Source organism: Pseudomonas sp. TH08 (assembly GCF_016651275.1).
Classification (GTDB): domain Bacteria; phylum Pseudomonadota; class Gammaproteobacteria; order Pseudomonadales; family Pseudomonadaceae; genus Aquipseudomonas.
Map to the genome: position 1 here is coordinate 493677 of NZ_JAEKEE010000005.1, position 23918 is coordinate 517594.

Annotated in this window: 21 protein-coding genes; 12 read left to right on the forward strand and 9 right to left on the reverse strand. The window is 57.7% G+C overall.

The window, feature by feature from the left end; genetic code table 11:
* Positions 1–4 precede the first annotated feature (4 nt).
* From JFT91_RS25700 to JFT91_RS25715, 4 genes are all read right to left on the reverse strand, one after another.
* Positions 5–409, reverse strand: coding sequence for a SufE family protein (locus tag JFT91_RS25700; protein WP_201234249.1), 405 nt, complete (start codon positions 407–409; stop codon positions 5–7).
* Entirely contained in the window at positions 406–1611 is a 1206-nt protein-coding gene (locus JFT91_RS25705) for an aminotransferase class V-fold PLP-dependent enzyme (RefSeq protein WP_201234250.1), read from the reverse strand. The genes JFT91_RS25700 and JFT91_RS25705 overlap by 4 nt, the downstream gene beginning before the upstream one ends.
* 128 nt (positions 1612–1739) lie before the next feature.
* On the reverse strand, positions 1740–2774 hold the full coding sequence (dapD, locus tag JFT91_RS25710; RefSeq protein WP_201234251.1) for a 2,3,4,5-tetrahydropyridine-2,6-dicarboxylate N-succinyltransferase: 1035 nt from the start codon (positions 2772–2774) through the stop codon (positions 1740–1742).
* Between the two features lie 31 nt (positions 2775–2805).
* Positions 2806–3168 (reverse strand): ArsC family reductase, encoded by a 363-nt coding sequence (locus JFT91_RS25715; protein ID WP_201227771.1) that lies wholly within the window; start codon positions 3166–3168, stop codon positions 2806–2808.
* A 294-nt stretch (positions 3169–3462) separates the two neighbouring features.
* On the opposite strand from JFT91_RS25715, the gene JFT91_RS25720 reads away from it, so the two are divergent.
* A complete protein-coding gene (locus JFT91_RS25720; RefSeq protein WP_201234252.1) occupies positions 3463–5094 on the forward strand; it encodes a Na+/H+ antiporter in 1632 nt (543 codons plus the stop codon).
* Here the strand turns inward: JFT91_RS25720 and JFT91_RS25725 are convergent.
* The 5 genes from JFT91_RS25725 to map all read right to left on the reverse strand — a co-directional run bounded on the left by JFT91_RS25725 (position 5003) and on the right by map (position 11970).
* The gene (locus JFT91_RS25725) at positions 5003–5806 is read right to left on the reverse strand and encodes a M12 family metallopeptidase (RefSeq protein WP_242489362.1); all 804 of its coding nucleotides are present in this window, start codon (positions 5804–5806) and stop codon (positions 5003–5005) included. The two genes, JFT91_RS25720 and JFT91_RS25725, sit on opposite strands and share 92 nt — an antisense overlap.
* Positions 5807–6100: 294 nt before the next feature.
* The gene (locus JFT91_RS25730; RefSeq protein WP_201234253.1) at positions 6101–6811 is read right to left on the reverse strand and encodes a M12 family metallopeptidase; all 711 of its coding nucleotides are present in this window, start codon (positions 6809–6811) and stop codon (positions 6101–6103) included.
* Positions 6812–7059: 248 nt separating this feature from the next.
* Positions 7060–8262, reverse strand: coding sequence for a succinyldiaminopimelate transaminase (dapC, locus tag JFT91_RS25735; protein WP_201234254.1), 1203 nt, complete (start codon positions 8260–8262; stop codon positions 7060–7062).
* A gap of 181 nt (positions 8263–8443) precedes the next feature.
* Entirely contained in the window at positions 8444–11146 is a 2703-nt protein-coding gene (locus JFT91_RS25740; protein ID WP_201227766.1) for a [protein-PII] uridylyltransferase, read from the reverse strand.
* Positions 11147–11187: 41 nt separating this feature from the next.
* Positions 11188–11970, reverse strand: a complete 783-nt coding sequence (map, locus tag JFT91_RS25745) for a type I methionyl aminopeptidase (RefSeq protein WP_201146704.1) — start codon at positions 11968–11970, stop codon at positions 11188–11190.
* A gap of 373 nt (positions 11971–12343) precedes the next feature.
* Between map and rpsB the strand changes: the two genes are divergently transcribed.
* The 11 genes from rpsB (at position 12344) to lpxD (ending at position 23872) form a co-directional block, all read left to right on the forward strand.
* Complete coding sequence (gene rpsB / locus JFT91_RS25750) at positions 12344–13081, forward strand: 30S ribosomal protein S2 (protein ID WP_095189367.1); 738 nt, start codon at positions 12344–12346, stop codon at positions 13079–13081.
* 192 nt (positions 13082–13273) lie between these two features.
* Positions 13274–14137: a translation elongation factor Ts gene (gene tsf / locus JFT91_RS25755; protein ID WP_201146705.1), complete on the forward strand. Its 864-nt coding sequence runs from the start codon at positions 13274–13276 to the stop codon at positions 14135–14137.
* A gap of 209 nt (positions 14138–14346) precedes the next feature.
* Entirely contained in the window at positions 14347–15090 is a 744-nt protein-coding gene (gene pyrH / locus JFT91_RS25760; RefSeq protein WP_003222124.1) for a UMP kinase, read from the forward strand.
* A complete protein-coding gene (frr, locus tag JFT91_RS25765; RefSeq protein WP_201146706.1) occupies positions 15087–15644 on the forward strand; it encodes a ribosome recycling factor in 558 nt (185 codons plus the stop codon). The genes pyrH and frr overlap by 4 nt, the downstream gene beginning before the upstream one ends.
* A 14-nt stretch (positions 15645–15658) precedes the next feature.
* Complete coding sequence (gene uppS, locus JFT91_RS25770) at positions 15659–16414, forward strand: polyprenyl diphosphate synthase (protein ID WP_201146707.1); 756 nt, start codon at positions 15659–15661, stop codon at positions 16412–16414.
* Positions 16414–17220 carry a phosphatidate cytidylyltransferase gene (locus JFT91_RS25775; protein WP_201234255.1) on the forward strand — a complete coding sequence of 269 codons (807 nt, stop codon included), beginning with the start codon at positions 16414–16416 and terminating at the stop codon, positions 17218–17220. Before uppS ends, JFT91_RS25775 begins: the two co-directional genes overlap by 1 nt.
* Complete coding sequence (gene ispC, locus JFT91_RS25780) at positions 17217–18407, forward strand: 1-deoxy-D-xylulose-5-phosphate reductoisomerase (RefSeq protein ID WP_201234256.1); 1191 nt, start codon at positions 17217–17219, stop codon at positions 18405–18407. Before JFT91_RS25775 ends, ispC begins: the two co-directional genes overlap by 4 nt.
* A gap of 54 nt (positions 18408–18461) precedes the next feature.
* Positions 18462–19814, forward strand: a complete 1353-nt coding sequence (gene rseP, locus JFT91_RS25785) for a sigma E protease regulator RseP (RefSeq protein ID WP_201234257.1) — start codon at positions 18462–18464, stop codon at positions 19812–19814.
* 74 nt (positions 19815–19888) lie between these two features.
* Positions 19889–22264 (forward strand): outer membrane protein assembly factor BamA, encoded by a 2376-nt coding sequence (bamA, locus tag JFT91_RS25790; protein WP_201227762.1) that lies wholly within the window; start codon positions 19889–19891, stop codon positions 22262–22264.
* A 45-nt stretch (positions 22265–22309) separates the two neighbouring features.
* A complete protein-coding gene (locus tag JFT91_RS25795; protein ID WP_007908849.1) occupies positions 22310–22813 on the forward strand; it encodes an OmpH/Skp family outer membrane protein in 504 nt (167 codons plus the stop codon).
* Between the two features lie 3 nt (positions 22814–22816).
* A complete protein-coding gene (gene lpxD, locus JFT91_RS25800) occupies positions 22817–23872 on the forward strand; it encodes a UDP-3-O-(3-hydroxymyristoyl)glucosamine N-acyltransferase (protein WP_201234258.1) in 1056 nt (351 codons plus the stop codon).
* The last annotated feature ends 46 nt before the right edge of the window (positions 23873–23918 follow it).

The following is a 23918-nucleotide window of genomic DNA, read 5'->3' on the forward strand; positions in this document are numbered from 1 at the left end:
AGGATCAACCCGCCAGCTCATTCATTCGCTTTAGCACAGCATTCAGGCCATTGCTGCGCGAGGGCGATAACTGGCGCGAAAGGCCGAGTTGATTGAACCAGTCTGGCAGATCAACTTGCTGTAACTCAGCGGCAGACAAGCCGTTAACCCGCAACAGCAACAACGCCACCAACCCGCGAATCATCCGCGCATCGCTGCTGGCGCTGAATTGCCAATGACCGTCGCGCAACGATCCCACCAGCCACACCTGACTCTCACAGCCATGCACCCGGTTGGCCTCGCACTTGTCTGCGTCATCCAACGGCGGCAAGCGATCACCAAACTGCATCAACAACCGCGCCCGCTGCTCCCAGCCCGCCGCCTTCTGAAAAGTCTGCAACGCCTCGGCAGCCTCAATCGGCAGGCTCATCGCAACAACTCCAGCGCCTGATCCAGCGCGTCAAAGAAGCGCTCCAGATCCTCCGAATCGTTGTACAACGCCAGTGACACGCGAATCGCCCCGGCCAGCTCAAAGCTTTTCAACAGCGGCATCGCGCAATGATGTCCGGCGCGCACAGCGATGCCTTGTTCGGTCAGCAAGTGCGCCAGATCGGCGTTGTGCACACCTTCAACGACGAAACTCGCCAGCGCCAGTTGCGGCTTGCCGAGCAGACGAATGCCATTGCGAGCGGCGAGGCCACGCAGCAGGTAGTCATGCAGCGCCACTTCATGAGCCGACACTGCGTCCTGATCCAGCCCCGCCAGATAATCCAGCGTCGCGCCGAGGCCAATCACACTGGCAATAGGCGGCGTGCCGGCCTCGAAACCCAGCGGCGCAGGGCGAAAGCGTGAATCGTGATAGTTGGCTTCCAGCACCATTTCGCCACCGAACTGCCATGGCTTCAACTGTTCGAGCGCAGCATTGCGCCCAAACAACACGCCGACGCCGTCGGGGCCATAGAGCTTGTGACTGGAAAACACATAGAAGTCGCAACCGAGCGCTTGGACGTCGTGCCGACCGTGCACCACGCCTTGGGCGCCGTCGACCACGGTCAGGGCGTTTTGCGCCTTGGCCATGCCCAGCAAGGCCGGTAAAGGCTGCCAGGCGCCAAGCACGTTGGACAACTGACTGACCGCCAGCAATCGCGTGCGCGGGCCTATCAAATGGACAGCGGCGGCGAGGTCGATCACGCCGTCGTCGTCCAGCGGCAGGATCACCAGTTTCAGTTGGCGACGTTGCGCCAGTTGCTGCCACGGCAGCAGGTTGGCGTGATGCTCCAGGGCGCTGATGACAATTTCATCGCCCGGATGGAAAAGATGTTCCAGGCCATAAGCCAGGAGGTTCAGCGCACTGGTGGCGCCGTGGGTAAAGATGATCTGCCCGCTGTCACCGGCATTCAGCCACTGGGCAACCTTCAGCCGACTGTCCTCGAACGCCTGCGTCGCGTGAGCGCCGGGCAGGTGTTGCGCACGATGCACGTTGGCTGCGCCATTGGCGTAGTAATGCGTCAGTGCGTCGAGCAGGGCTTGCGGTTTTTGTGTGGTGGCGGCGTTGTCCAGATAGGTCTGGTCTTGTCGTTGCAGCGCGGCGATGGCCGGGAAATCGGCACGCCAGGGGGAGGGAATCATCATCTGTTCAGCCCTGTGAACTTGGGCGGGGTGTACACAAGACACTGTGGGAGCGAGCCTGCTCGCGAAGGCGCCCATATGGACGCCAAAAGCTTCGCGAGCAGGCTCGCTCCCACAAGTGCCTGCGGCACTTAGTTGTGAGCGTGCAGCGCTTCGTTCAGTTCGATCGCCGATTTGTGGGTTTTGCATTCCACAGCACCGGTTTCAGAATTGCGACGGAACAGCAGGTCGGTCTGACCCGCCAGCTCACGCGCCTTCACGACTTTGACCAGGTTGTTGTTCTCGTCCAGCAAAGCAACCTTGGTGCCGGCGGTGACGTACAGGCCCGACTCAACAGTGTTGCGGTCGCCCAACGGAATACCGATACCGGCGTTGGCGCCGATCAGGCAGCCTTCGCCAACCTTGATCACGATGTTGCCACCGCCCGACAGGGTGCCCATGGTCGAGCAACCGCCGCCCAGGTCCGAACCCTTGCCGACGAAGACGCCAGCGGATACGCGGCCTTCGATCATGCCCGGGCCTTCGGTGCCTGCGTTGAAGTTGATGAAACCTTCGTGCATCACGGTGGTGCCTTCACCGACGTAAGCGCCCAGGCGCAGACGCGCGGCGTCAGCGATACGCACACCGGCCGGTACCACGTAGTCGGTCATTTTCGGGAACTTGTCCACCGAGAACACTTCCAGCAGCTCGCCACGCAGACGGGCTTCCAGTTGCATTTCGGTCAGTTCGCTCAGGTCGATCGCGCCCTGGCTGGTCCACGCTACGTTTGGCAGCAGCGGGAAAATCCCGGCCAGGGTCACGCCATGCGGCTTGACCAGACGGTGCGACAGCAGGTGCAGCTTGAGGTAGGCCTCAGGCGTCGAGGTCAACTGCGCGTCTTCAGCCAGCAGGGTGGCGACCAGCGGTTTGTGGCTCTCGGCCAGACGGGTCAGCAGTTTGCCTTGAACGGCGTCGATGCCCTTGACCGCTTCAGCCAGTTGCGCAGCCTGTGCGGTGGTGAAGGTGATGGCCTGGTTGCCTTCGGTGTAACCAAGGATCGGCGCAACGGCAGCGACCAGTTCGGCCGAAGGATTGAGCAGTGGCTGTGCGTAGAACACTTCGAGCCAGGCGCCTTGACGGTTTTGCGTGCCGACACCGAAGGCAATGCTGAACAGGGAGTTGGACATGTGAATACCTCTACAAAGAGTGACGGGCTGCTTACTTCAGAGCGGCCGCGTAGATATCTGGCTTGAAGCCAATCAGGGTTCGGTCACCGAGATCGAGCACCGGGCGCTTGATCATCGAGGGTTGAGCGAGCATCAGTTCGATGGCTTTCGATTGGTCGAGATCGGCTTTGCGTTCGTCGTCGAGTTTGCGAAAGGTCGTGCCTGCGCGGTTCAACACCGTTTGCCAGCCGTGCTCGTCACACCACTGAGTCAGGTGTTCGCGGTCGATACCGGCGGTTTTGTAATCGTGAAAGTCATAGCTGACAGCGTGTTCATCGAGCCAGGTGCGCGCCTTCTTCATGGTGTCGCAGGCTTTGATGCCGAAAAGGTGCAACGTTTTACTTGAATCGGTCAAGGAATCGCCCCCTTTACAGGTGCTGGAGAAAAATGGTGTCGGATTATGCCATGACCAAACGGTTTCGCGGCGCCTGAGGTCGATTTCCCACCGCAAAACCCTGTAGGAGTGAGCCTGCTCGCGATGGCGATTTACCTGCCACTGACTTTGTTGAACGTTAAACCGTTATCGCGAGCAGGCTCACTCCTACAAGGGGATATGTTGCAGGGCTGCGACATAGGTGCAACGGTCTTACGCAGCCTAAGCGGCTAATATGGCAGTTCAACGCTGTCGATCGTCTGAGATTTTCGCTTTATGCAAACTGCTTACACCGTCCTGATCCTGCTGATGTTGGTCAGCGTCTCCCGTTTGGTCGGACGCGTCATCCCGCTGCCACTGCCTCTGGTGCAGATCGCCGCCGGTGCCTTGTTGGCCTGGCCGACGCTGGGGCTGCATGTCGCCCTTGATCCCGAACTGTTCCTGTTTCTGTTCTTGCCGCCGCTGCTGTTTTCCGATGGTTGGCGCATGCCCAAACGTGAACTTTGGCATTTGCGTGGGCCGATTCTGACGCTGGCGGTCGGGCTGGTGCTGTTCACGGTGGTGGGGGCCGGGTATTTCATCCACTGGTTGCTGCCAACGATTCCATTGCCGGTGGCTTTCGCATTGGCCGCTGTTCTGTCGCCAACGGATGCCGTGGCCGTCTCGGCAATTTCGCAAAACCGTTTGCCCACGCCATTGATGCATATGTTGCAGGGCGAAGCGCTGATGAACGATGCCTCGGGTCTGGTGACGTTCAAGTTCGCCTTGGCCGCAGCAATTACCGGGGTGTTCTCGCTGACCAACGCCAGCCTGACCTTTGTCGTGGTGGCGCTTGGTGGTTTGGCGGTCGGCGTGGCGTTGAGTTGGCTAGTCGGGCGTTTGCGTACGTGGATGATCGCGCGCGGCTGGGACGACCCGGCGACCCACGTGGTGTTCATGTTGCTGCTGCCGTTCGCTGCTTATGTATTGGCTGAACGCCTCGGCGTGTCGGGCATTCTTTCGGCGGTGGCGGCTGGGATGATGCAGAGCTGGCTCGATCTGCTGCCACGTCAGACCAGCACCCGCTTGCTCAATCGCAGCGTCTGGTCACTGCTGGAATTCGCCTTCAACGGGTTGATCTTCCTGCTGCTCGGTCTGCAATTGCCGGACATCATCAAAGCCGTGGTCAGCCATGAACCGACGTTGTGGCCAACATTGTTCTATCGCGGCCTCGACGTCGTGGCGATTTTCCTCGCGTTGGTGCTGTTGCGCTTTATCTGGGTGCAGAGCATCTGGCGTTTGTCGGTATTGCTGCGGCGTTGGCGCGGTAAAGGCGAGCTGACTCAAGTGCCAACCGCACGTTCCTGCTGGTTGCTGACGGTCGGCGGTGTGCGCGGCGCGGTGACGCTGGCGGGTGTGATGTCGGTGCCGATGTTGATGGGGGCGGACGCATTTCCCGAGCGCGACCTGCTGATCTTCATCGCCGCGGGGGTGATCTTGCTATCACTGGTGTCGGCGTGCATCGCGCTGCCACTGTTGCTGCGCGGCATCGAAAAGAGCCCGGACGACAAGCGGCGCCAGGAAGTCCGCGATGCCTGGCGCAAGACCGCCGAAGCGGCGATCCACGCGCTGGAAACCGAAGAGCTGCCGCCGCAGGATGCCGCACACGCGGCGCTGGCAGCGGAGCTCAAGGCGCGGATCATGTCCGAATATCGTCATCAGCTCGAAGTGTTCAACGATTCCGCCGAAGCCCAGGCGATGGCGTTTCAGATGGATCTGCTGGAACGGCGTTTGCGTTTGAAGGCGCTGCGGGCGCAACGCCTGGAACTCTATAGCCTTAGCCGTCATCACGAGATTGGCGATGACGTATTGCGTGAGGTGCTGGGTGAGCTTGATTTGAGTGAAGCGAATCTGGGTCAGGTGAAATAGGCAGTGCCCAGTAGTTGAGCGCGGGATAAGCCTTTCTGGCAAAGCGCTTGTCCCCTTCGCTGAGGACCATATTGTTGCCGATATCCCATTTCTTGCGGGTCAGAAAGTCGGGCGTCGGGTAATGCATGATGGAGTGTCTATCGTAGGTGCCGAGGAATTCCGACTGCCTGGGGTCAAGGTTGAAGAAGTTGTGATCAACCTGAGCCTTGTTCCAGCCATGGTTCTTTTTGAAGAAATCATAGGCGGCGGCTTTGTCCCACGGGATGTTGGCGTCGGGATGAAGGTGCGCATGATGAAATCCCAGCGCATGGCCGAATTCATGCAGCAGTGTTTGCTCGAAAAAAGGGTCGTCAGTGGCCTTGCCTATTACCAGGGTGGGCTCGTCCGGATCCTCTTGCAGGGCCCATGTGCCAATGGCCGAGTAACTGTCGTTGCCTTCCACTGCGATGCGGATCTGGCCGCCGCCGTCATCTACCAGTTCGAGCGCGAGGCTGATGTAGGGCTCCCATTGCCGAATGCAGAATTCGATCCTTACACGAAGATCTTCAGGCGTGCCGTCCTTGAAAGAGAAGGTCACCGTACTGGCGTTTTCCCAGAGACTGTCCGAGTAAGCGACTGAGCGCCTGAGGCGCGTTCCCGGTGTGAGGTCTTCTCGGGCGTGTACCTGGCGAATGCCGGGCTCCAGCATTCTTACAAAATGACGGGTGTGCATGGTCAATATCCTTATTGATTATGAACGTTGCGCCTTGGTCCGTAAGGCGTCGCGTATTGGAAGTGTAAAGGTAATAGGCTTTGTACTTTCTGGCTGGTCGAAGTTGTAACTTGATACGGATAACAACCCCCCGCCCTGCGTGTCGCAGCGGGCGGGGGTAAACTATTGCAAATGTTTTCCTTGACGTCGGGAAAGACGTATTTCAAATTAATGTCGGGCGCTTACTTAAATGCCTGGGCGCTATTGATGATTCTATAAATACCGTGATCGGAAGTGCCTTTGCGGGCGTGGAGTCTATTTTGGTGGATAGACTTTTTTGATGAACTCTATGTCTTTATTTGAAAGGAGCATGCCACCCAAGATATTTTCTTTATTCCAGACCAGGAAGCCTGGGAAGTCGTAATGCATAATCGAATCTTGGTCGTAAGGTACTGCGTGTTGTTGGCTTCTGTCCATTTTCTTCAATACTTGTTCGTAGGTGATCTCTTTCGCCCAACCATGTCGTTCTTTGTAGTGTTTGTAGACGTAAGGCAAATTCCAGTCAATGGTGGCATCTGGGTGCTGATGTTCGTGTGCCAAACCAAGTGCGTGACCAAATTCATGCAAAATGGTTCTCTCCAGGTCCTCAAGTGAATCGTCTGGCTCTACCTCGAAATGCATGGTGGGTTGGTCTTTGGGTATATTTAATGCGCCTATTCCCACAATGCACCAATTTCCCCGATTGTGGAGTGGGCTGTCCGATATTCGGATGTGTGCTTTTTTTACATCGTCAATGAACTCTATCTTCAGATTGATGTACGGGGTCCAGGCTTTGATCGTTGATTTCAGAAGGTAGATAAAATCTTGATCTTCTACAAAAAAGCCTACTTTTAAAGTTGAATGTTGCGGCCAGAAATGCGTGTCGTAGGCGATGCTGCGCTTTTCGCGGTGACTCCCAGTATTATTCGAATCTGTGGATTGATCCTCAGTTGGTATGAGGGTTGCGCAACTAAATAGTTTGGCCATTTTATCTTCCGTTATGTTGGGTTGTTGTTTGTCAGGCACTTCTCGCATGGCGATAACTTGCGAGTTATTAAAATAGGTGCTGGGCGGAAGATAATGGTTTGCGAAAGTTTGTGGTGGTTGTTTGTGTTGCAGTTTGCAACTTTGAATAAGGTTAAGTTTGAGAGGTTTCAGGAGTAATAAGCTAAAGAGTGAGCGCGGTTCGTGTTTATGTATTCCCGCACGGCATTGCACCGTGCGGGATATAAGTTTTACGAGCGATGTCGGATAATGAAGTCACGAATGCGTTCTGCGGCTTCCACGCATTCTGCCAATGGCGCGACCAGTGCCATCCGTACTCTACCCGCCCCCGGATTGACGCCATCCACGTCACGGGAAAGATAGGAACCCGGCACCACGGTCACGTGCTCTTCGGCGAACAGGTCGCGGCAGAACGCGGCATCATCGCCTTGCACATTCGGCCACAGGTAGAAACTGCCATCCGGACGTTGTACGTCCATCACCGGGCCGAGAATCTCCAGTACCGCGTCGAACTTCTCGCGATACAGCGCACGGTTGGCGCGTACATGCACTTCGTCATTCCATGCAGCGACGCTGGCCAGTTGTGTTTGCACCGGCATCGCGCAGCCGTGGTAGGTCCGATACAGCAGGAAACCCTTGAGGATGTCGGCGTCGCCGGCAACGAAACCGGAGCGCAGGCCCGGCAGGTTCGAGCGCTTGGACAGGCTGTGGAACACCACGCAACGTTTGAAATCCTTGCGGCCCAGTTCTACGCAAGCGGTGAGCAGGCCTGGCGGCGGAGTTTGCTCATCGAAGTACAGCTCGCTGTAGCACTCGTCCGCAGCGATCACGAAGTCGTATTCGTCAGCCAGGGCGATGAGTTTTTTCAGCACATCGACCGGGATCAGCGCGCCGGTCGGGTTGCCCGGCGAGCACAGGAACAGGATCTGGCAGCGCTTCCAGATGTCCGGCGAAACCGCATCGAAATCCGGGTTGAAGCCGTTCTCGTCGAGGCACGGGAGGTAGTGAGGCTTGGCTCCGGCGAGGAACGCAGCACCTTCGTAGATTTGATAGAACGGGTTCGGGCTGACCACCAGCGCGTCGTCACCACGGTTGACCACGGTCTGGGTGAACGCGAACAACGCTTCACGGGTACCGTTGACCGGCAGTACGTTGCGCGCCGGGTCGATCCAGCCGCTCGGCACGCCGAAACGACGCTCGCACCAGCCGGCGATGGCTTCGCGCAGGGCTGGAATGCCGAGGGTGGTCGGGTACACCGCCATCTGATCCAGACTGTTTGCCAGCGCCTCCGCGACAAAACCTGGCGAGCGGTGTTTCGGCTCACCGATCGACAGGGCGATCGGGCGTTTGTCCGGGTTCGGCGTGACGGTGCCGAGCAAGGCACGAAGCTTCTCGAACGGGTAGGGCTGGAGCTGGTTCAGAGCGTTGTTCATTGGGGCCTCTTCAAGTGTGAAAGGGGAGCCATAGTGGCGAGGGGATTTATCCCCGTTCGGCTGCGAAGCAGTCGTAAAACCTGTGCGCGCGGACTTTCAGTCAAATCGCAGTGAATGGTTTTAGGGCCGCTTCGCAGCCCAACGGGGATAAATCCCCTCGCCACAGGGGAAATTCATTGATTCAAATACTGATTCGCGAAAGCTTGATATCCGGTTCCTGATTGACGCTCAGTTGCTCAACGATCGCATCCTGCAAACGGCTGCACAGCAACGGGTCGGATAACGGTTGGTTATGCGCGTCGGTGATGAAGAACACGTCTTCCACCCGCTCGCCCAAGGTCGCAATCTTGGCATTCTGCAGCGACAGGTCGAACTCCAGGAAGATCCCGCCGATTCGCGCCAGCAGGCCTGGACGATCCGGTGCGGTGAGTTCCAGCACTGTCACCGGGCGCTGGGCGTCGTTGTGGATCGTCACTTGGGGTGCGAAGGCAAAGTGCTTGAGCTGACGCGGCACGCGACGCTGAATGATCGTCGGATAGTCGTCCGGATTACGCAGCGCTTCGGTCAGGCCTTCGCGGATCTGCTTGACCCGCGCCGGATTGTCGCCGATGGATTCACCTTCGTTATCGAGCACGATGTAGGTGTCGAGGGTGAACTGGCTGCTCGACGTGATAACCCGGGCGTCGTGAATGTTCAGGTTGAGCTGATCCATCGCCGCCACGGTCACGGCGAAGAAGTCATGCTGGTCCGGTGCATAAATGAAGATCTGCGTGCCGCCCTCGAACTCGCGTTGGGTGGTCTCCTTGATCAGCACCAGCGGCCCGCCATCGACCGGCTGCTGCAGGATCGCGTCGCTGTGCCAGGCCACGTCGCCAGCAGTGTGGCGCAGGAAATAGTCATCGCCCAACTGCGCCCACAACTGTTCGACGTCGTCCGGGTCGGTGCCGCCGCGCACCAGAATGTCCAGTGCGGCGCTTTGGGTCTGGCGGATCTGCTCTTCGCGATCCACCGGGTTTTCCAGACCTCGGCGCAGGGCACGCTTGGTTTCGGTGTAGAGCTGGCGCAACAGGCTGGCGCGCCATGAGTTCCACAGCGTCGGGTTGGTGGCGTTGATATCGGCGACGGTCAACACGTAGAGGTAATCGAGGCGGGTTTCATCGCCAACCGCTTGCGCGAAGTCGTGAATCACCTGCGGGTCGGACAAGTCCTTGCGCTGCGCGGTGGTCGACATCACCAGATGGTTCTGCACCAGCCAGACAATCAGGCGGCTGTCCCACACGGGCAACTGATGGCGCTGGCAGAACGCCTCGGCATCAACCGCACCGATTTCCGAGTGGTCGCCATGCCGGCCTTTACCGATGTCGTGGTACAGGCCCGCCATGTAGATGAGTTCGGGCTTGGGCAGCTTGGCCATGAGCTTGGCGGCCAGCGGGAATTTTTCCGACACCTGGGTGTACTGCAACTTACGCAGATGTTTGATCAGGTTCAGCGTGTGCGCATCGACTGTGTAGATGTGGAACAAGTCGTGTTGCATCTGCCCGACGATAAAGCCGAATTCCGGCAGATATCGCCCGAGAATGCCGTAACGGTTCATCCGCCGCAGGTTGCGGTGAATGCCGATTTTGCACTTGAACAGCTCGATGAACAGGCTGGTGTTGCGAATGTCGTTACGGAAGTTGTCGTCGATCAGGTGACGGTGCTCGCGCAGCAGACGAATGGTGTCGGCGCGCACGCCTTTGATTTCAGGCTGCTGCGCCATCAGCACGAAGATCTCGAGCATGGCGAACGGCGTGCGGCGGAACACGTTGTCGTTGCGCGCCTCGATATAGCCGTCATGCAGTTGGAAGCGCGAGTTGATCGGCTGTGGCGGCGCTTCGTCTTCCGGCGCGAGGATGACCTCTTCGAAGTGCTGGATGATCAGGTCGCTGAGCTGAGCAATGCTCATGACCACGCGGAAATATTGCTGCATGAAGTTTTCGACGGCCTGTTTGGCGTCGTCGCCTTCAAAGCCAAGCAAGCCGGCAATGGTGCGCTGATGATCGAACAGCAGCCGATCCTCGGAGCGGCCCGCCAGCATGTGCAGGGCGTAGCGCACTTTCCAGAGGAATTCCTGCGAGGAGGCGAGCAGGGCGTTTTCGCTCTCGACCAGGAAACCTTCGCCGGCTAGGGCGCGCAGGTTGAGCGTGCCGTACTGGCGCCGGGCAACCCAAAGAATCGTCTGGATATCCCGCAGTCCGCCGGGTGAGCCTTTGACGTTGGGTTCCAGGTTGTATTCGGTATCGTTGTACTTGTGGTGACGGGCCTTCTGTTCGGCGCGCTTGGCCAGGAAGAACTCCTTGGCCGGCCACATGTGGGCGGTGCTGGTGACATCGAGCATGCGCTGGCGCAGGCGTTCGGGGCCGCAGATGGTGCGGCTTTCCATCAGGTTGGTTACCACCGTCAGGTCCGCGCGCGCTTCTTCGGCGCATTCATCGACCGAGCGCACACTCTGGCCGACTTCCAGGCCGATGTCCCACAGCAGCGTAAGAAAACGTTCGATGGAGTCGCGGAAAACTTCGTGATCGGCGCTGTCCAGCAGGATCAGCAAGTCGATGTCGGAATACGGGTGCAATTCACCCCGGCCGTAGCCGCCGACCGCGACCAGCGCGATGTCGGCGTCGTCGCTCCAGCTGAACTGCTCCCAGGCCTTTTGCAGGATGTTGTCGACGAACCAGGCACGGTCTTCGATCAGGCGGCGGATGTCGCGGCCATTGCGAAAACGCGTGTCGAGCACGTCGCGGGCCTGGCGGATCGCCTTCTTGAACGCTGCAATAGGACTCGCTTTCAGGGCCAGTTCAGCCTGGAACTGGCCGCGGTCGAAGAGTTCGGGATCCACCTGCGGCATCGATTGGCTTTCCTTCTATAAGGCTGGGAGCGTTGAGTGGATCAGGCCGAGACGCGCGGGATGGTGTCGTCGGCGCGCAAGGTGAAGATTTCGTAACCGGTGTCGGTGACCAGCAGGGTGTGTTCCCACTGCGCCGAGAGCTTGCGGTCCTTGGTGATCGCGGTCCAGCCGTCGCCCAATACTTTGGTGTCGGCCTTGCCCTGATTGATCATCGGCTCGATGGTGAAGGTCATGCCAGCCTTCAGCTCCATGCCGGTACCGGCGCGGCCGTAGTGGAGGATCTGCGGTTCTTCGTGGAACACCTTGCCGATGCCGTGGCCGCAGAACTCGCGTACCACCGAGAACCCGTTCTTTTCAGCATGCTTCTGGATCACTTCACCGATGTCGCCAAGGCGGCAGCCGGGTTTGACGATCTCGATCGCCTTGTACATGCATTCCTGGGTGATCTGCGACAGGCGCTCGGCCCACACTGGCACTTCGCCGACGTGGAACATGCGGCTGGTGTCGCCGTGGTAGCCGTCTTTGATGACGGTCACGTCGATGTTCAGGGTATCGCCGTTTTTCAGCGGTTTGTCGTTCGGGATGCCGTGGCACACCACGTGGTTGATCGAGGTGCAGATCGACTTCGGATAGCCCTTGTAGTTGAGCGGGGCAGGGATGGCCTGCTGCACATCAACGATGTAGTCATGGCAGATCTGGTTCAGTTGGTCCGTGGTCACGCCTGGTTTGACATGTTCGGCAATCATTTCCAGCACATCGGCGGCCAGTTTGCCGGCGACACGCATGCCAGCGATGTCCTCGGGGGTTTTGAGGTTGACGGTCATACAGGCTCTCTCTGCGCTCGGCGGCGCTTGCTGATACGGATAGGGTGGCAGGTGTGCGTTTTGCGACCCTGAAAAACGCGATTCTAACAGACGGAAGGAGCAAATCCGCCCCTGCGTGCATCGCTTCTCTCTATACAATGGTGCGTTTGAAGCCGATTCCAAGGGGGCTGCGCCCATGTCCTTGGTGCGAATACAGATTTCGGGTTCCGTTTCTGCGCACCCTGTGGTATAAAATGCGCCGCTTTCCGGGGATACCCCGAAAGGCTTAAATCCACACACGTGTCGACACGATGACCTGGGTGCTTTTGGCTTTATGCCACTGGTTGGTCATTGGGATACGTGGAGGCCAAACCCGACTTATTAAGGAACTATCATGTCCCAAGTCAATATGCGCGATATGCTGAAGGCCGGTGTGCACTTCGGTCACCAAACCCGTTACTGGAATCCGAAAATGGGTAAGTACATTTTCGGCGCGCGTAACAAGATTCACATCATCAACCTTGAAAAAACCCTGCCAATGTTCAACGAAGCTCTGACTTTCGTAGAGCGTCTGGCCCAGGGCAAAAACAAGATTCTGTTCGTCGGCACCAAGCGTTCCGCTGGCAAGATCGTTGCTGAAGAAGCAGCACGTTGCGGCTCGCCGTACGTCGATCACCGCTGGTTGGGCGGCATGCTGACCAACTTCAAAACCATTCGTGCTTCCATCAAGCGTCTGCGTGACCTTGAAGTTCAAGCCGAAGACGGTACTTTCGCCAAGCTGACCAAGAAAGAAGCGCTGATGCGCACTCGTGATCTTGAGAAGCTGGATCGTTCGCTGGGCGGCATCAAGGACATGGGCGGTCTGCCAGACGCACTGTTCGTGATCGACGTTGACCACGAGCGCATCGCGATCACCGAAGCCAACAAGCTGGGCATCCCGGTAATCGGCGTTGTCGATACCAACAGCAGCCCGGAAGGCGTTGACTACATCATCCCAGGCAACGATGACGCAATCCGCGCTATCCAGCTGTACATGGGTTCGATGGCTGACGCAGTAATCCGTGGTCGCAACAATGTTGGCGGCGGCACTGTAGAATTCGCAGCTGAAGAAACTCAGGCTGCAGCTGAGTAACTGACGCCCTGGCGTTGACTCAGTAAGCAAAAAGGGGGCTTGGCCCCCTTTTTGCCACCTCGAAAACCATTTGTTGGCGGCGCAGCTACAGGATCTGTAACGTGCAGCAGCTACAAGGTGGGGCTCGGGACGAATTGAACGCCCGTTCGATCGGGTGGAATGGTTGAAAACCTATCCAAGAGGAATTTGAAAATGGCAGCAATTACTGCAGCGTTGGTTAAAGAACTGCGCGAGCGTACCGGCGAAGGCATGATGGATTGCAAGAAAGCCTTGGAAAAGGCTGACGGCGACATCGAAAAAGCCATTGATGACATGCGTGCTTCGGGCGCAATCAAGGCTGCCAAAAAAGCCGGTAACGTAGCAGCTGAAGGCGCTATCGCTCTGAAAGAAGACGGCAAATCTGCCGTTCTGCTGGAAGTGAACTCGCAGACCGACTTCCTGGCTCTGCAGGACGACTTCAAGGCATTTGTTGCTGCAAGCGTTGAAAAAGCGTTCGCCGACAAGCTGACTGATGTTGCTCCGCTGATCGAAGCTCAAGAAGCTGCTCGCCTGGTACTGGTCGGCAAGGTTGGCGAAAACGTCAACATCCGTCGTCTGGTTCGCGTAGAGGGCGACGTTGTTGGTGGCTACCTGCACGGCAACAAGATCGGTGTTGCAGTTGTTCTGAAAGGCGGCAACGTTGAATTGGCCAAAGACATCGCTATGCACGTAGCGGCCAGCAACCCTGAGTTCCTGCTGCCATCGGAAGTTTCGCCTGAAGCTATCGAGCGCGAAAAAGCTGTGTTCCTGCAGCTGAACGAAGAAAAAATAAAAGGCAAGCCAGAAAACATTGTTGAAAATATGGTCAAAGGCCGTATCAGCAAGTTCCTGGCAGAAGCAAGCCTGGTTGAGCAGGCGTTCGTCAAGAACCCTGAAATCAAGGTTGGCGAGCTGGCCAAGAAAGCTGGCGCTGAAATCGTTTCCTTCACTTACTTCAAAGTAGGCGAAGGCATCGAGAAGCCGGTCGACAACTTCGCTGAAGAAGTTGCTGCCCAGCTGGCTGCCGCCAAGCAATAAGACAGTTTTTTCAACTGTCGCCGAAAGAGGCTGCCCGCTCACGCGCGCAGCCTCTTTTCAGATGGGGTGACCAATTTTTATTGGTTTGCACCTGGAACTGACTTACAAAGCCATGTTCCGATGGCGCTGAAGCAGCGCCAAGCTAGAGTGAACGCCAGCTGTAAACAGCTCGCAAAGAATTTTTAAATACGCCGCAGGAGAGATTCGCAATGGCTCAGCAGGGCAGTGGTTATCAGGCTCGCTATAAACGCATTCTACTCAAGCTTAGCGGCGAGGCCCTGATGGGCTCGGAAGAGTTCGGGATCGATCCGAAAGTTCTGGATCGCATGGCGCTGGAAGTCGGCCAACTGGTTGGCATCGGCGTACAGGTCGGTCTGGTGATCGGCGGTGGCAACCTGTTCCGCGGTGAAGCCCTGAGCAAAGCCGGTATGGATCGGGTAACTGGCGACCACATGGGCATGCTGGCCACTGTGATGAACGCCTTGGCCATGCGCGATGCGCTGGAACGCGCCAATATCTCGGCCATCGTCATGTCGGCCATTTCCATGGTTGGTGTGACCGATCACTACGATCGCCGCAAAGCCATGCGTCACCTGAACTCCAAAGACGTGGTAATTTTCGCCGCCGGTACCGGTAACCCGTTCTTCACGACGGATTCGGCTGCGTGCCTGCGCGCAATCGAAATCGATGCTGACGTCGTGCTGAAAGCGACCAAGGTTGATGGCGTCTACACCGCAGATCCGTTCAAAGACCCGCATGCCGAGAAGTTCGATCATCTGACTTATGATGAAGTACTGGATCGCAAGCTGGGCGTGATGGATCTGACCGCTATTTGCCTGTGCCGCGACCACAAGATGCCGTTGCGTGTATTCAACATGAACAAGCCCGGTGCCCTGCTGAACATCGTCCATGGCGGCGCTGAAGGCACCCTGATCGAGGAAGGTCAACAATGATCAACGAAATCAAGAAAGACGCTCAAGAGCGCATGCAGAAATCCCTGGACTCCCTGAACCACGCATTTGGTCAGATTCGTACAGGCAAGGCTCACCCAAGCATTCTGGGCAGCGTGATGGTGCCGTACTACGGCGCAGACACCTCCATCACCCAAGTGGCCAACATCACTGTGAAGGACTCGCGCACCCTGCAGGTCGTGGCCTTCGAGCGCAATATGCTCGCCGCCGTCGACAAGGCCATCCAGAGCGCTGGCCTGAACCTCAACCCGACCAACCTGGGCGAGTTGCTGCTGATTTCCATGCCGGCTCTGACCGAAGAAACCCGCAAGGGCTTCACCAAGCAAGCGCGCAGCGCAGCGGAAGATGCACGTGTTGCGGTGCGAAACATTCGTCGCGATGCTCTGGGCGAACTGAAAAAACTGGTTAAAGACAAAGAAATCAGCGAGGACGAAGAGCGTCGCGCTGCTGCCGATATTCAGAAGCTCACCGACAAGGCTGAAGCTGATATCGATGCGGCCACCAAGCAAAAAGAAGCGGATCTGATGGCCGTATAAGGGTCGAGTTTTAAATGGACAAGACCAAGCAGACTGCGCCGTCCGCGGTGCCGCGCCATGTCGCGATCATCATGGATGGCAACAATCGCTGGGCGAAAAAACGCTTTATGCCAGGTGTCGCCGGGCATAAAGCGGGTGTCGATGCTGTGCGGGCGGTGATCGAGGTGTGCGCTGAGGCCAAGGTTGAAGTATTGACCCTGTTCGCCTTTTCCAGTGAAAACTGGCAGCGTCCGGCCGATGAAGTCAGTGCCTTGATGGATCTGTTCTTCAAGGCGCTGCGTCGTGAGGCCAAGCGCCTCAACGACAACAACATCAGCCTGCGCATCATTGGCGATCGCTCGCGCTTTCATCCTGAGCTTCAGGCTGCAATGCGTGAAGCAGAAGCCATGACCGCAGGTGCCAACCGTTTCATCCTGCAGATCGCCGCCAATTACGGCGGTCAGTGGGATATCGCGCAAGCCGCACAACGTTTGGCGCGTGAAGTCCAGGCCGGGCATCTGCGTCCGGAGGACATCACTCCGGATCTGTTGCAAACCTGTCTGGCAACCGGTGATCTGCCGTTGCCGGACCTGTGCATCCGCACGGGTGGCGAGCACCGCATCAGCAATTTCCTGCTGTGGCAGTTGGCCTACGCCGAACTGTACTTCTCCGACCTGTTCTGGCCGGACTTCAAACACGATGCCATGCGCAATGCGCTGGCCGATTTCGCTTCGCGCCAACGTCGCTTCGGTAGAACGAGCGAACAGGTTGAAGCTGGAGCCCGGGTTTAATGCTTAAACAACGAATCATCACTGCGCTGATCCTGCTGCCGATCGCCTTGTGCGGTTTTTTCCTGCTTGAAGGTTCCGGTTTTGCCCTGTTCATCGGTCTGGTCGTGAGCCTGGGAGCCTGGGAATGGGCACGTCTGGCGGGCTTTACCGCACAATCTTTCCGCGTCGGCTATGCCGCCGTCGTCGCCTTGATGTTGTTCGTCATGTATGTGCTGCCGGGTCTGGCGCCATGGGTGCTGGGGGCTTCGGTGCTTTGGTGGGCGGTGGCGACGTATCTGGTACTGACCTATCCGCGTTCCAGCGAACATTGGTCTACGGCTGCCACCAAGCTGGTCATCGGTCTACTGATTTTGTTGCCGGCCTGGCAAGGGCTGGTGCAGATCAAGCAGTATCCGTTGGGTAACTGGCTGATCATGGCGGTGATGGTGCTGGTGTGGGGCGCTGATATTGGTGCCTACTTTTCTGGCCGTAAATTCGGCAAGCGCAAATTGGCGCCTCAGGTCAGTCCGGGTAAAAGCTGGGAAGGTGTTTATGGTGGTCTGGCATTGAGCCTGGTGATCACTGCCATCGTCGGGCTGGTGCGTGACTGGACCGTTGCCGAACTGCTCAAGGGCTTGATTGGCGCAGCGCTGATCGTCTTTATTTCCGTGGTGGGCGACCTCACCGAGAGCATGTTCAAGCGTCAATCCGGCATCAAGGACAGCAGTAATCTGCTGCCGGGGCATGGCGGTGTGCTTGATCGCATCGACAGTCTGACGGCGGCAATTCCGGTGTTTGCCGTGCTGCTTTGGATGGCTGCACCGTGAGTCGTCCTCAACAGATTACCGTGCTGGGGGCGACTGGCTCGATCGGTCTGAGTACCCTCGACGTCATCGCTCGTCATCCTGAGCGTTATCAGGTTTTCGCCTTGAGTGGTTTCACGCGTCTGAGTGAGCTGCTGGCCCTGTGCGTCCGTCACGTGCCGCAATTTGCCGTAGTGCCGGAAGCGGTCGCTGCTCGTGGCTTGCAGGATGACCTGCGCGCCGCCGGTTTGCCGACCCGCGTGCTGGTCGGGGAGGAGGGCCTGTGTCAGGTTGCTTCCGCGCCAGAAGTCGACGCAGTGATGGCGGCGATCGTCGGTGCTGCGGGCCTGCGCCCGACGCTGGCGGCGGTCGAGGCTGGCAAAAAGATTCTGTTGGCCAATAAAGAAGCGCTGGTAATGTCCGGTGCCTTGTTTATGCAGGCCGTGCGAAAGAGCGGTTCTGTTCTGCTGCCGATCGATAGCGAACACAATGCGATTTTCCAGTGCATGCCACGGGATTTTGCGAGTGGCTTGAGTTCGGTTGGCGTGCGTCGGATTCTTCTGACAGCCTCCGGCGGCCCCTTCCGGCAGACACCGATGGCCGAACTGGCGCATGTTTCACCTGACCAGGCGTGTGCGCATCCGAACTGGTCCATGGGGCGCAAGATATCCGTGGATTCCGCCAGCATGATGAACAAAGGGCTTGAGCTGATCGAGGCCTGCTGGTTGTTTGATGCCAAGCCGTCGCAGGTTGAGGTGGTGATTCATCCGCAGAGCGTGATCCATTCGCTGGTCGACTATGTCGATGGCTCGGTTCTCGCGCAGTTGGGTAATCCTGATATGCGTACGCCGATTGCCAACGCCTTGGCCTGGCCAGAGCGCATCGACTCGGGTGTGGCGCCGCTGGATCTGTTTGCGGTCGCGCGTCTGGACTTCGAGGCGCCGGATGAACAGCGTTTCCCTTGCCTGCGCCTGGCGCGTCAAGCAGCCGAAGCAGGCGATAGCGCGCCGGCCATGCTGAATGCGGCCAACGAAGTCGCGGTGGCAGCGTTTCTCGATGGGCGGGTTCGCTACCTGGAAATCGCGAGTATCATCGAGGAAGTCTTGAGTCTGGAGCCGGTTGTCGCGCTGGATGATCTCGACGCGGTATTTACCGCCGATGCGAAAGCCCGGGTTCTGGCGGAGCAATGGCTGAATCGGCACGGCCGATAGATTTTGTAACACAATGGCTGCACGCGGCACTGAACAGGTTTGCGGAGAAAGTAGATGAGCGCGCTCTATATGATTGCCGGCACCCTGATCGCTTTGGGTGTACTGGTCACCTTTCACGAATTCGGCCACTTCTGGGTCGCGCGGCGCTGTGGCGTCAAGGTTCTACGTTTTTCCGTAGGCTTTGGCATGCCTCTGCTGCGCTGGCACGACAAGCAAGGCACTGAATTCGTGGTTGCCGCGATTCCGCTGGGTGGCTACGTCAAGATGCTCGATGAGCGTGAAGGCGAAGTCCCGTTCGAGCAGCTTGATCAGTCGTTCAATCGCAAGTCCGTACGCCAGCGTATCGCCATTGTCGCCGCGGGTCCGATTGCCAATTTCCTGCTGGCGCTGGTGTTCTTCTGGGTCCTGGCCATGCTTGGCAGTGAGCAGATACGTCCGGTCATCGGTGCGGTCGAGTCCGGCAGTATTGCCGCCAGGGCCGGTTTGGGTGCGGGTCAGGAAATTGTCGCAGTCGACGGTGAGCCGACTACGGGATGGGCGGCGGTAAACCTGCAGTTGGTGCGTCGCCTGGGGGAAAGCGGCTCATTGCAATTGCTGGTGCGTGAGCAGGGCTCCAATGCTGACTCGCCGCGCGAGTTGATGCTGGATCACTGGCTGAAAGGCGCAGATGAGCCGGATCCGATCCGTTCGCTGGGGATTCGTCCCTGGCGCCCGGCCTTGCCGCCAGTGCTCGCCGAACTTGATCCGAAAGGCCCGGCGCAGGCTGCTGGCCTGAAGACCGGTGATCGCCTGCTGTCTCTTGATGGTCAGGCGCTTAACGACTGGCAGCAAGTGGTTGATACGGTTCGTACGCGTCCTGATACCAAAATCATGCTGCGCGTCGAGCGTGATGGTGCTCCAATCGACGTCCCTGTGACCTTGGCGGCGCGCGGTGAAAGCAAGTCGCCGAGTGGTTATCTGGGCGCAGGCGTCAAAGCTGTCGACTGGCCGCCGGAGATGATTCGCGAGGTCAGTTATGGGCCTTTGGCCGCGATTGGCGAGGGCGCCCGACGTACTTGGACCATGAGCGTTCTGACGCTCGATTCACTGAAGAAAATGCTGTTCGGCGAGCTCTCGGTAAAAAACTTGAGTGGACCGATAACCATTGCTAAAGTGGCGGGCGCTTCTGCCCAGTCGGGTGTCGCTGATTTCCTGAATTTCCTTGCTTATCTGAGTATTAGCCTGGGCGTTCTGAATTTGCTGCCCATTCCTGTACTGGATGGGGGGCATTTGTTGTTTTATCTGATCGAGTGGGCGCGTGGTCGTCCCTTGTCGGATCGGGTGCAAGGTTGGGGGATACAGATCGGTATCAGTTTGGTGGTCGGGGTGATGTTGCTTGCTCTGGTCAACGATCTGGGTCGACTGTAACGCTTCGCTGAATTGCGAATCTGCCGCATTTTGCGGCAGTTTGTTTATTGCCAGTTGGAATAAGAAAGGACTTCATGAAACGTCTGCTGCTAACTGCGGTTCTCACCGTATTGATGATCGCCGAAGTTCACGCCGAGTCCTTCACTATCTCTGATATTCGCGTCAATGGCCTCCAGCGGGTCTCCGCGGGTAGTGTTTTTGGTGCCTTGCCGTTGAACGTCGGCGAGCAGGCGGATGATCGTCGCCTGGTGGAATCCACTCGTGCGTTGTTCAAAACCGGTTTCTTTCAAGATATCCAGCTGGGCCGCGAAGGCAACGTTCTGGTAATCACGGTTGTCGAGCGTCCATCCGTCGCCAGTATCGAGATCGAAGGCAACAAGGCGATCTCCACTGAAGACCTGATGAAGGGCCTCAAGCAATCCGGTCTGGCCGAAGGCGAGATCTTCCAGCGCGCCACCCTTGAGGGGGTGCGTAACGAACTGCAACGTCAGTACGTCGCGCAAGGTCGTTACTCGGCTACCGTCGATACCGAAGTGGTCTCGCAGCCGCGTAACCGCGTTGGTCTGAAAGTGAAGATCAACGAAGGCACCGTTGCCGCCATTCAGCACATCAACGTGGTAGGCAACACGGTTTTCCCTGAAGAAGACCTGACCGACCTGTTCGAACTGAAAACCACCAACTGGCTGTCGTTCTTCAAGAACGATGACAAGTACGCCCGTGAAAAGCTGTCCGGTGACCTGGAGCGTCTGCGTTCCTACTACCTGGACCGTGGCTATATCAACATGGATATCGCTTCGACCCAGGTGTCCATCACTCCGGACAAGAAGCACGTCTACATCACTGTCAACGTCACCGAAGGCGAGAAGTACACCGTTCGTGACGTCAAACTCAGTGGTGACCTGAAAGTCCCTGAAGACCAGGTCAAGTCGCTGTTGCTGGTGCAGAAAGGCCAGGTGTTCTCGCGCAAGCTGATGACCACCACCTCGGAACTGATCACCCGTCGTCTGGGTAACGAGGGTTACACCTTCGCCAACGTCAACGGCGTGCCGCAGCCGCACGATGATGACCACACTGTGGACATCCTGTTTGCTGTCGACCCGGGCAAGCGTGCCTACGTAAACCGTATCAACTTCCGTGGCAACACCAAGTCGGAAGACGAAGTGCTGCGTCGTGAAATGCGTCAGATGGAAGGCGGCTGGGCTTCGACCTATCTGATCGACCAATCCAAGACCCGTCTTGAGCGTCTGGGCTTCTTTAAGGAAGTCAACGTTGAAACCCCGGCTGTGCCAGGTGTCGACGACCAGGTGGACGTTAACTACAGCGTTGAAGAGCAAGCGTCCGGTTCGATCACCGCCAGTGTCGGTTTCGCCCAGAGTGCTGGTCTGATCCTCGGTGGTTCGATCACCCAGAACAACTTCCTCGGTACCGGTAACCGCGTCAGCGTCGGCCTGACCCGCAGCGAATACCAGAGCCGCTACAACTTCGGCTATGTTGACCCGTACTGGACCGCCGATGGCGTGAGCCTGGGTTACAACGCGTTCTATCGCACCACCGACTACAAAGACCTCGATGTCGACGTAGCCAGCTATGCGGTAGACAGCCTGGGTGCCGGCGTGAACGTTGGCTACCCGATCAGTGAGACTTCGCGTCTGACCTTCGGTCTGTCCGCTCAACAGGACAAGATCAAGACCGGTACCTACACCGTTGACGAGATTTTCGACTTCGTAAACAAGGAAGGCGATCAGTATCTGAACTTCAAGGCTTCGGCCGGCTGGTCCGAGTCGACGCTGAACAAAGGCGTATTGCCTACCCGTGGCCGTTCCCAGAGCCTGACCCTGGAAACCACCATTCCGGGCAGCGATCTGTCGTTCTACAAACTTGATTACCGCGGTCAGCTGTTCCAGCCGATCAGCGAGAACTACACCCTGCGTCTGCACACCGAGCTGGGTTATGGCGACGGTTACGGTTCGACTGACGGCTTGCCGTTCTATGAAAACTACTATGCTGGTGGTTTCAACTCGGTTCGTGGCTTCAAGGACAGCACCCTCGGCCCTCGCAGTACGCCGAGTAAAGGTACTAACCCGGGCACGTTGGCTGACCCGGACCAGGATCCACTGCCGTTCGGTGGTAACGTCCTGATCCAGGGTGGTGTCGAGGTTCTGTTCCCGCTGCCATTCGTCAAGGATCAGCGTTCCCTGCGTACTTCGGTATTCTGGGATGTCGGTAACGTATTTGACTCCAAGTGCTCGGACACTACGAACGCTAACGGTTCCAAGTCGAACACTCAGTGCAACGACATCAGCCTGAGCAACATGGCCAGTTCCGTCGGTGTTGGCGTGACCTGGGTCACCGCACTGGGTCCTCTGAGCTTCGCGTTGGCCATGCCGATCAAGAAACCGGATGACGCTGAAACTCAAGTGTTCCAATTCTCCCTCGGCCAGACGTTCTAAGCGTCTGACCCAAGATAACGACAATGGATTTTGTAGGAGTGCATCGTGCGTAAGTTGACTCAATTGGTTCTCCTGGCCTCCTTGATGGTGGCAGGCCCGGCATTTGCCGACATGAAAATCGCCGTTCTGAACTATCAGATGGCACTGCTGGAATCCGACGCGGCCAAGAAATACGCCGTGGATGCCGAGAAGAAGTTCGGTCCGCAACTGACCAAACTGAAAACCCTGGAAAGCAGTGCCAAGGGTATTCAGGATCGTCTGATGGCCGGTGGCGACAAGATGCAGCAAGGTGAGCGTGAGCGTCTGGAGCTGGAATTCAAGCAAAAGGCCCGTGACTTCCAGTTCCAGTCCAAGGAGCTGAACGAAGCCAAAGCTGTTGCCGACCGCGAAATGCTCAAGCAACTGAAGCCGAAACTGGATAGCGCAGTGGAAGAAGTCATCAAGAAAGGTGGTTTTGACCTGGTGTTCGAGCGTGGCGCAGTGATCGATGTCAAACCTCAGTACGACATCACGCGCCAGGTTATCGAGCGCATGAATCAGCTGAAGTAACCCATGACCGTGACTATCAAACTCGGCCAGTTGGCCGAGTTCCTCGGCGCCACCCTGCGTGGCGACCCGGAGAAGCAAATTACTGGGCTAGCCACTTTGCAAGAGGCTGGCCCAGCTCAGTTGAGCTTTCTGGCAAATCCTCAATATCGCAAATACCTGGCGGGTTCTCAGGCAGCAGCTCTGTTGCTCAAGGAAGCCGACGCCGAAGGTTTTGCCGGTAATGTGCTGGTGGTGCCGGATCCCTATCTGGCGTACGCGCGTATCTCCCACTTGTTCGATCCCAAGCCAAAAGCCACTGCGGGTATTCATCCCTCAGCGGTGATTGCGGCGGACGCAGTGGTTGATCCAAGCGCCAGCATCGGCCCTTTCGTGGTTATCGAAGCGGGTGCACGGATTGCTGCGCAAGTGACGCTGGGCGCGCATTGCTTTGTCGGTGCCCGCAGCGAAATTGGTGAGGGCGGCTGGCTTGCGCCGCGCGTAACGCTGTATCACGACGTGCGCATCGGCAAACGTGTGGTTATTCAGTCGGGTGCCGTACTCGGTGGTGAGGGCTTCGGCTTTGCCAACGAAAAAGGCATCTGGCAGAAAATCGCTCAGATCGGTGGCGTGACCATCGGCGACGATGTCGAAATCGGCGTGAATACTGCCATCGACCGCGGCGCACTGGCCGATACCGTGATCGGCAATGGTGTGAAACTCGACAACCAGATCCAGATCGCACACAACGTCCAGGTCGGTGATCACACCGCCATGGCCGCCTGCGTCGGGATCTCCGGCAGCACCAAAATCGGCAAGCATTGCATGCTCGCTGGCGGTGTTGGCCTGGTCGGTCACATTGACATTTGCGACAACGTTTTCCTGACCGGGATGACCATGGTGACCCACTCGATTACCGAGCCTGGCGCCTATTCTTCCGGCACAGCCATGCAACCGGCTGCCGAATGGCGCAAAAGCGCGGCACGCATCCGTCAGCTCGATGACATCGCGCGACGTTTGAAACAGCTGGAAAAGCGCGTAGGGGAAGTGACCCCTGACGGCAATGCTTCATCAGATGGCTGATACCATTTCCATATCAAGTGTGCACAGCCTCTAGACTGCCTCCTTG